This window comes from Lysobacter daejeonensis GH1-9 (genome assembly GCF_000768355.1).
GTDB classification, from domain to species: domain Bacteria; phylum Pseudomonadota; class Gammaproteobacteria; order Xanthomonadales; family Xanthomonadaceae; genus Aerolutibacter; species Aerolutibacter daejeonensis.
Genome location: NZ_AVPU01000028.1, coordinates 19,373 through 28,119, shown reverse-complemented (window position 1 = coordinate 28,119; position 8,747 = coordinate 19,373). Strand labels below are relative to the sequence as shown.

Here is an 8,747-nt window from a genome sequence, read left to right as displayed (position 1 = left end):
CGCGGGGCGGGCTGCGGGGTCGGGGCCTGCGCACGCAGCGGGCGCGGCGCCACGCCGGGCTGCACCTGCGCGATCGGCCCCGTCTGGTTGTCGCGCGGGCGACTGGCCTTGTCGTGCTCACCGCCGCCCTGGTTGCTGGCCTGGGCCAGGAAGTCCGCCTGCTTGGGCGTCAGCGCCGAGGTGGTCTGGGTCAGGATCACGTCCAGCGTGGGTACCACCGGTGCGGCGCTTTCCAGCGCGAAGCCGAAACCCAGCACCACCAGTCCGTGCACCAGCAGCGAAAGGGTCATGGTCGCGCCCAGACGCTGGTTCTCGCCGACGCCCGGCGTGGGCATCACGGCAGCCATGCCCACCCCCGCAGTGAGCGGTCGCGACCGCCCCGGCTCATGCCAGGCGCGACTCGATGGCGTCGAACAGCTGCCCGGCGATGTTCAGCCCGAACTGCGCGTCCAGCTCGCGGATGCAGGTCGGGCTGGTGACGTTGACCTCGGTCAGGTAGTCGCCGATCACGTCCAAGCCCACGAACAGCATGCCGCGGCGCTTCATCTCGGGCCCCACCTGCGCGGCGATCCAGCGGTCTCGGTCGGTCAGCGGGCGGCCTTCGCCGCGGCCGCCGGCGGCCAGGTTGCCGCGGAACTCGTCGCCCTGCGGGATCCGCGCCAGGCAGAAGTCCACCGCCACGCCATCGACCAGCAGGATGCGCTTGTCGCCGGCGGTGATCTCGGGGAGGTAGCGCTGGGCCATGGCCAGGTGGCGGCCGCCTTCGGTCAGCGTTTCCAGGATCACGTTGGTGTTGGGGTCGCCGGCGCGGGCGCGGAAGATCGAGCGCCCGCCCATGCCGTCCAGGGTCTTGAGCACCGCGTCACCGTGCTCGGCGATGAAGGCCTTGATGGCGGCGGCGTCGCGGCTGACCAGGGTGGGCGGGCAGCACTGCGGGAACTCCAGCGCGGTCAGCTTCTCGTTCATGTCCCGCAGGCCCTGCGGGTCGTTCATCACCAGCGCGCCGGCGCGCTGCGCCAGGCCCAGGATCTGGGTGTCGTGCAGGTAGGACGCGTCCACCGGCGGGTCCTTGCGCATCAGCACCACGTGGCCGCGGCCCAGCTCAAGGTGTGACACTGGTCCCAGTTCGAACCAGCCGCGCGGGTCGTCCTTCACGGTCAGGGCGGCGGTGTGGGCATGCGCCACCCCGTCGCGCAGGAACAGCCCGCCGGGGATGACGTAGTGCAGCCGGTGGCCACGTCGCTGGGCCTCCAGCAGCATGGCGAAGGTGGAATCCTTGGCGATCTTGATGGAGCCGATCGGGTCCATCACCACAACGATGTCGAGCGGCATGGTCAGCGTGCGCGGGGAGACGACAGCGATGGTAACAGGCGGGGGGGCTGCAACTGTGTCGGTAGACGGCATTCAGCCAAATCCCGGGAAAAACGCGCTTGACAGTGCGCGTCCGGCTTGGAATAAAGGGAGCCTGGTGAGGTGCCGACGCATAACGGTACCCACGTCTGGGGAAAGAGAATGCAAGACGACGAGCGCAACGGCAGCCTCGGTGGTCTGCGGGTCATGGTGATTGATGACTCCAAGACCATCCGGCGTACCGCCGAGACTTTGCTCAAGCGCGAAGGCTGTGAGGTTGTGACCGCCACCGACGGTTTCGAGGCGCTGGCCAAGATCGCCGACCAGCAGCCGCAGATCATCTTCGTGGACATCATGATGCCGCGGCTGGATGGCTATCAGACCTGCGCGCTGATCAAGAACAACCAGCTGTTCAAGTCGACGCCAGTGATCATGCTGTCGTCCAAGGACGGTCTCTTCGACAAGGCCCGCGGCCGCATCGTCGGCTCCGAGCAGTACCTGACCAAGCCATTCACGCGCGAGGAACTCCTCGGCGCGATTCGCACGCACGTCAACGCCTGACCGGGGGGTAAGGCACTCAATGGCACGAATTCTTCTGATCGAGGACTCGCCGACCGACACGGCGGTCCTCACCCAGCTCCTGGAACGCAACGGCCACGACGTGCTGTCGTCCGGCAGCGCCGAGGACGGCATCGAGGTCTGCCGTCGCGAGAAGCCCGACCTGGTGCTGATGGACGTGGTCCTGCCGGGCATGAACGGTTTCCAGGCCACCCGCGCGCTGTCGCGCGACGCCGACACCAAGTCCATCCCGGTGCTGATCGTCAGCACCAAGGGCATGGAGACGGACAAGGCCTGGGGCCTGCGCCAAGGCGCCAAGGACTACATCGTCAAGCCGCCGCGCGAAGACGAACTGGTGGCCCGGATCAACGCCCTGTTGGGGGGGTGACATGGGCCTGGCTCCCTTCGATCTACTGGCCAACTACGAGCAGCGCAGCCTGGCGCACGTGGTCGGCTTGCCTGAGCAGCTCGACGCGCCGGGCCTGTGGCGCGGCGTCGGTTTCCGCATCGGTTCGCGCCGCTTGGCCGCCGGCTTCGACGAGGTTCGCGAAATCCTGCCGCTGCCGCAGGTGACCCCGGTGCCGGGCGCGCAGCCCTGGATGCTGGGCGTGGCCAACGTGCGCGGCAACCTGCTGCCCATCGTCGACCTCAAGCAGTTCCTCGAAGGCGAGCGCACGGTGCTGCACGAGAGCCAGCGCATCCTGCTGGTCCGCCAGGCCGGCGGCGACGTGGCCGTGCTCATCGACGAGCTCTTCGGGCAGCGAAGCTTCGTGGAGGAGCAGGAGCTACCCGCCGACGACGCAGTGGCCGGGCAAATGGCGGAGGGCCGCTACGGCCACTTCGTCGACCGCACCTACCGGTTGGATCATCACGCGTGGGGCGTCTTCAGCCTGGACCGGCTGGCGCGCACGCCCGAATTCAGACAAGCCGCGGTCTGACCGCATCCGCGATTTTTCGAGGTTGAACCATGAGCACTAACATGAACACCGTCGCCGGCAAGGCCCGCAGCCTGGGCGTCAACACCTGGCTGACCGTGCTGGGCGTATCGCTGCTGATCTTCGGCGCGAACACCGGTTATGCGACCTGGAAGGCGGCCCGCCTCGGCGGTGCGAGCTCCGCGGCCTCGAACCTGCAGGTGCTGTCGCAGCAGTTGGCCAACCAGGGCCGCGAGGCGGTCAGCGGTGACTCGACGGCGTTCGCGGCGTTCAAGGACACCAAGGGCAAGATCGACGACGACATCAAGCAGCTGAACGCCAACTTCGGCGCCACGGCGGGCGTGGCCGGACCGATCAAGAACGTCACCGACACGTGGGCCCCGCTGGGCAAGAGCGCCGAGCAGGTGATTGCGTCGGAAAAGGCGCTGCTGGGTCTGGCGGGTAATGCCAACAGCTTCGCCAGCGAAGTGTCGTCGCTGCAAGCCGAGCTGGACGAACTGGTCCGCGCGATGTCGGCCAGCGGCTCGCCGTCGTCGCAGGTCTACCTCGCCCTGCGCCAGGTGGTGCTGTCCTCGGCGATGGCCGGTTCGATCACCGAAATCCGCGCCGGCGGCACCAGCGCCGCCCGCGCCGGTGACGCGCTCGGCCGCAACGCCACCGTGTTCGACAACGTGCTTGCCGGCCTGCGCAAGGGCGACCAGGCTGCCGGCGTGACCGCGCTGTCCAACGGCGGCGCGCTGGCTGCGCTGACGCGCACCGAGACGCGCTGGAAGAAGATGAAGACGGACGTCGACGCGATCCTGGGCAACTCCAGGAACCTGTTTGCCGCGCAGTCCTCCGCCGCCGCGCTGACCGCCGGTTCGGACAAGCTGCTCAACGACAGCCGCAACCTGTTCGACGCCTTCACCGCCTTCGGTTCGCTGAAGGACACCAGCATCCTCGGCAACATCTGGCTGTCGATCCTGTCGGGTCTGGCCGCGCTGATCGCCATCGCCGGCTTGCTGTGGTCGCTCAGCAGTGCGCAGAAGCAGCGTTATGAGTCCACCAAGGAACTCAACGACCGTAACCAGGAGGCGATCATGCGCCTGCTGGACGAAATGGGTTCGCTCGCGGAAGGCGACCTGACCGTGAAGGCGACCGTGACCGAGGACATGACCGGCGCGATCGCGGACTCGATCAACTTCGCCGTGGAGCAGCTGCGCAGCCTGGTGCAGACGATTACCGACACCTCGGTGCAGGTGGCGTCCAGCGCGCAGGAAACGCAGGCCACCGCCATGCACCTGGCCGAAGCCGCCGAACACCAGGCGCAGGAAATCAGCTCGGCCTCCGACCGCATCAACGAAATCGCGGCGAGCATCAACCAGGTGTCGCGCAACTCCTCCGAATCGGCGGAAGTGGCGCAGCGCTCGGTGCAGATCGCGACCAAGGGCGCGGGCGTGGTGCGACAGACGATCGCCGGCATGGACAGCATCCGCGACCAGATCCAGGAAACCTCGAAGCGAATCAAGCGCCTGGGCGAAAGCTCGCAGGAAATCGGCTCGATCGTGGAACTGATCAACGACATCTCGGAGCAGACCAACATCCTGGCGCTGAACGCGGCAATTCAGGCGGCCTCGGCCGGTGAAGCCGGTCGCGGGTTCGCGGTGGTGGCCGACGAAGTGCAGCGACTCGCCGAACGCGCGTCCAACGCGACCAAGCGAATCGAAACGCTGGTGCAGACCATTCAGAGCGATACCAACGAAGCCGTGTCGTCGATGGAACAGACGACCTCGGAAGTGGTCGCCGGTGCGCGACTGGCCGAGGACGCGGGTACCGCGCTGGGTGAGATCGAAAAGGTGTCGTCCGACCTGTCGGGCCTCATTCAGGGCATTTCGACCGCGGCGCAGCAGCAGTCCAGCGCGGCGACCAACATCACCGCGACGATGAACACGATCCAGTCGATTACCGCGCAGACCTCGCAGGGTGCGAGCCAGACGGCGCAGTCGATTGGTAACCTGGCGCAGCTCGCCGCCGACCTCCGCCGCTCGGTCGCCGACTTCAAGCTGCCGGCCTGACCAGAGAAGGGCAGCAGTACTCATGTCGAGGCCGAGGATGATTAGTCCGGATTGCCGCCGCCCTTGTGGCGCGGCCCCGGCCGCACGTTGGGGGTGCGATGACCGTGATGCGTGACGCGATCGACACCACCACGCTGGGTTGGATCAAGCCGGAGCTGGATGAAACCATGCGCCACGCGCGCGAGGCCATCGAGGCCTTCGCCGAGTCGCCGGGTGACGCCAGCCGGATGAAGGAATGCGCGGCACACCTGCACCAGGTGCACGGCACGCTGCGCATGGTGGAGCTGTATGCGCCGGCGATGGTCGCCGAGGAAATGGAACGGCTGTCGCTGGCGCTGATGCGCGGCGACGTGGCCGACCGTGACGAAGCCTGCGCGGTGCTGATGCGCGGCGCGGTGCAGCTGCCCGACTATCTGGAACGCCTGCAGGGTGGCCATCGGGACATCCCGATCGTGCTGCTGCCGCTGCTCAACGAGTTGCGTGCCACGCGCGGCGAGCCGGGCCTGAACGAAAGCGTACTGTTCTCGCCCGACCTGGACCGCCCGCTGCCCGAGAGCGTACCGGCGCCCAACACTGGGCTGCCTTCCTCGCAGGCGGGTCGCCCGCAACTGGGTGCGCTGCGCGAGGCACTGGCGCGCTGGCCTGAGGATGGCGCGCCCGCCGACGCCGGCCAACTGGTCCGCGCGGTGGAAGGCCTGTTGGCCGACGTGGTGGTCGAACCGCTGCGCCGCATGCTGTGGGTGGCGTCTTCCGTGGCGCAGGCCCTGCGCGATGGCGCCCTGCAGTCGACCCGTCCGCTGCGCCAGGCGTTTGCCGGCGTCGAGCGCGAAGCGCGCCTGATGCTGGAGGGCGACGGCTTCAGCGGCCCGCGTGACGAGGCCGCAGCCGAACCGACCCGCCAGTTGCTGTACCACGTGGCCCACCATGGCGCTGCGCACCCGGCACTGGACGACCTGCGCAGCACCTTCGACCTGAATACCCAGCTGCCCAGCGAAAGCGAGATCGAACACGCGCGCGGCAGCCTCAGCGGCCGCAACCGCGCGCTGCTGGACACGGTGTCGGCCGCAATCAAGGAAGACCTGATGCGGGTCAAGGATGCCCTTGACCTGCACCTGCGCACCGGCAAGACCGACATCAGTGAACTGCGCCCCCAGGTCGAGGCGCTGGGCCGGGTCAGCGACACGCTGGGCATGATGGGTCTGGGCGTGGCGCGCAGCGTCGTGCAGCAGCAGCGCGATGCGATGCACGAGATCGTGTCCGGCCAGCGCGTCGCGGACGAGTCCGCGCTGCTGGATGTTGCCGGCGCGTTGCTCTACGTCGATGCCTCGCTGGATGACCAGGTCAGCCGCCTGGGCATGGCCGAGAACCCCAGCGACGAGGACCTGCTGGCGGGTGAAGCGCAGCGCGTGCTCGAAGTGGTCGTGCGCGAGGCGATCGCCAACTTCGGCGATGCCCGCCAGGCGTTCGTGGCCTTCGTCGAAACCAACTGGGACCACGCAGAGCTGGTGGACGTGCCGCGTCTGCTGGAGGAAGTCGGCGGCGCGTTGCGCATGCTCGACCTGTCCCAGCCCGCCGATTTCCTGCAGGCCATCCGTGCCTACACCCAGGCCGAACTGCTCGGCCGTCGCCGCGTGCCCAATGGCCAGCAGCTCGACACCTTGGCCGATGCGCTTGCCAGCGTCGAGTATTACCTCGAAGCGCTGCGCGAGCAGCGTCCCAACCGCGAACGCATCCTCGACATCGCGCGCCTGAGCCTGGAGACATTGGGTTATTGGCCGATCCCCGCCGGCGCGCTGGAACCGGCGTCGGCATTCACCGACCTCGCCATTCCCGAGCCGGCCCTGAACCTGACGGACGCCACGCCCGTCGCCACGGTCATGCCGGCGGCGTCCACGCCGTCCGCCCCCGTGTCGGAGGACGCCGTTGTGGCCCCGACGCCGGTGGTTTCGGCAGCCCCCGCACCGACCAGCGCCGCCGGTGGCTTCGAGCACAGCGACGATATCGACGATGACATCCGCGAGGTTTTCCTCGAGGAGTTGAGCGAGGAAATCGGTAACCTGGATTCGCTGCTGCCGGCGTGGCGTGCGATGCCGGACGACGGCGAACAGCTGCGCCCCATCCGTCGCGTGTTCCACACGCTGAAGGGCAGTGGTCGCCTGGTCGGCGCCAAGACGCTGGGCGAGTTCAGCTGGAAGATGGAGAACATGCTCAACCGCGTGCTGGACGGCACGCGGCCGGCCACCCCGCCGGTGATCGACCTGATCGGTCGCGCCCATGCGGCGTTGCCCCAGTTGTACGCCGCGCTGGCCGGCACGGGCGCCATCACCGCCGACCTGGCGGGCATGGAAGCGCACGCCGACCTGCTCGCCAGCGGCGAAGAGGCCTTCTACGTCGAGCGCGAGCGCGCCCCCGCGCCGGCCCCGGTGGAGTCCGCCCCCGTGGTGGCGACCGAACCCGAGCCCGTGGTCGAAGCGGCCGCCGTTAAGGTCGAACCCGCGGCCGCGGTGACCGAGGTCGAACCGAGCGTAGCCGCTTCGGTCGATGCCGTGCTGCTGGAGATCCTGGGAATCGAGGTGGGCGGCCATCTGGCCACCATCCGCAACTGGCTGGCAGCGCAGACGCCGGATCGCACCACCGCCGATGATGTGCTCCAGCGCGCGATCCACACCCTGAATGGCGCGTTCGCGATGACCGAAGTGCCGGTGATCACCGCCATCACCGGGCCCGCCGAGGTCTACGTCAAGCGCCTGCTCGCCGCTCGCCTTGTGCCGACCGAGCAAGGGATTTCCGTGATGGGCGAGGTGGCCGATGCCATCGAACGCACCATGGCGTCCCTGCAGACAGAGGCGCCGCGCGTGCCGTTGTTCGAAGGCCTGGCCGACCGCGTCGCCCAATTGCGCGACAGCCTCCCGGAGGCGCAGTTCTCGCTGGTGGACGACGAGCCCGCGATGGACGTCGAGGCGATCGAGCTGCCCGCAGCGGCGCCCGTTGCGCCTGTCATGGCCATGGACCTTTCCGAGTTCCTCAGCGAGAACGCTTCGACTGAGCTCGAACATCGCGAAGCTGAAAGTCTCGAAGCCGAACGCCTCGAAGCCGAGCGTCTGGAAAGCGAACGCCTCGAAGCTGAACGTCTCGAAGCTGAGCGTCTCGAAGCTGAGCGTCTCGAAGCTGAGCGTCTCGAAGCTGAGCGTCTCGAGGCCGAACGCCTCGAAGCCGAACGCCTCGAAGCCGAGCGTCTGGAAAGCAAACGCCTCGAAGCCGAACGCCTCGAGGCCGAACGTCTCGAAGCCGAACGTCTCGAAGCCGAACGTCTCGAAGCCGAACGTCTCGAAGCCGAACGTCTCGAAGCCGAACGTCTCGAAGCCGAACGTCTCGAAGCCGAACGTCTCGAAGCCGAACGTCTCGAAGCCGAACGTCTCGAAGCCGAACGTCTCGAAGCCGAACGTCTCGAAGCCGAACGTCTCGAAGCCGAACGTCTCGAAGCCGAACGTCTCGAAGCCGAACGTCTCGAAGCCGAACGTCTCGAAGCCGAACGTCTCGAAGCCGAACGTCTCGAAGCCGAACGTCTCGAAGCCGAACGTCTCGAAGCCGAACGTCTCGAAGCCGAACGTCTCGAAGCCGAACGTCTCGAAGCCGAACGTCTCGAAGCCGAACGTCTCGAAGCCGAGCGTCTCGAAGTCGAGCGTCTCGAGGCCGAGCGTCTCGAGGCCGAACGTCTCGAGGCCGAACGTCTCGAGGCCGAACGCCTCGAAGCCGAACGTTTGGAGTTCGAAGCGCTTGATCGCCTCACCGCACCCGAGTCGGTCGCCGAGGCCGGGCTCGAAGCTGCGGAAACGCTGGATATCGTCGC

5 protein-coding genes and 3 pseudogenes are annotated in these 8,747 nt (G+C 67.7%); 5 read left to right on the top strand and 3 right to left on the bottom strand.

Going from position 1 to position 8,747, the window contains the following annotated elements; translation table 11 throughout:
* Together N800_RS12710 and gshB are read right to left on the bottom strand one after the other, a co-directional pair.
* Window positions 1-347: pseudogene (locus tag N800_RS12710) on the bottom strand (energy transducer TonB); the annotation flags it as partial.
* Between the two features lie 37 nt (window positions 348-384).
* On the bottom strand, window positions 385-1,332 hold the full coding sequence (gshB, locus tag N800_RS12705; protein WP_036139270.1) for a glutathione synthase: 948 nt from the start codon (window positions 1,330-1,332) through the stop codon (window positions 385-387).
* A gap of 180 nt (window positions 1,333-1,512) precedes the next feature.
* Here gshB and pilG point away from each other — a divergent pair, with 180 nt between their 5' ends.
* From pilG to N800_RS16555, 5 genes and pseudogenes are all read left to right on the top strand, one after another.
* Complete coding sequence (gene pilG, locus N800_RS12700) at window positions 1,513-1,911, top strand: twitching motility response regulator PilG (RefSeq protein WP_036139267.1); 399 nt, start codon at window positions 1,513-1,515, stop codon at window positions 1,909-1,911.
* Between the two features lie 19 nt (window positions 1,912-1,930).
* Entirely contained in the window at window positions 1,931-2,296 is a 366-nt protein-coding gene (locus tag N800_RS12695; RefSeq protein WP_036139263.1) for a response regulator, read from the top strand.
* A 1-nt stretch (window position 2,297) separates the two neighbouring features.
* Window positions 2,298-2,846 (top strand): chemotaxis protein CheW, encoded by a 549-nt coding sequence (locus N800_RS12690; protein ID WP_036139261.1) that lies wholly within the window; start codon window positions 2,298-2,300, stop codon window positions 2,844-2,846.
* Window positions 2,847-2,875: 29 nt separating this feature from the next.
* Complete coding sequence (locus N800_RS12685) at window positions 2,876-4,897, top strand: methyl-accepting chemotaxis protein (RefSeq protein WP_036139258.1); 2,022 nt, start codon at window positions 2,876-2,878, stop codon at window positions 4,895-4,897.
* Between the two features lie 98 nt (window positions 4,898-4,995).
* Window positions 4,996-7,191: pseudogene (locus N800_RS16555) on the top strand (Hpt domain-containing protein); the annotation flags it as partial.
* Window positions 7,192-7,921: 730 nt separating this feature from the next.
* Here N800_RS16555 and N800_RS16550 read toward each other — a convergent pair.
* Window positions 7,922-8,524 (bottom strand): annotated as a pseudogene (locus N800_RS16550) (pentapeptide repeat-containing protein); the annotation flags it as partial.
* Window positions 8,525-8,747: the final 223 nt, after the last annotated feature.

What these genes read in the sequence shown, in the direction of transcription:
- gshB (WP_036139270.1), bottom strand. Translation starts at nt 1,332, where the DNA reads ATGCCGCTCGACATCGTTGTGGTGATGGACCCGATCGGCTCCATCAAG.
- pilG (WP_036139267.1), top strand. Translation starts at nt 1,513, where the DNA reads ATGCAAGACGACGAGCGCAACGGCAGCCTCGGTGGTCTGCGGGTCATG.
- N800_RS12695 (WP_036139263.1), top strand. Translation starts at nt 1,931, where the DNA reads ATGGCACGAATTCTTCTGATCGAGGACTCGCCGACCGACACGGCGGTC.
- N800_RS12690 (WP_036139261.1), top strand. Translation starts at nt 2,298, where the DNA reads ATGGGCCTGGCTCCCTTCGATCTACTGGCCAACTACGAGCAGCGCAGC.
- N800_RS12685 (WP_036139258.1), top strand. Translation starts at nt 2,876, where the DNA reads ATGAGCACTAACATGAACACCGTCGCCGGCAAGGCCCGCAGCCTGGGC.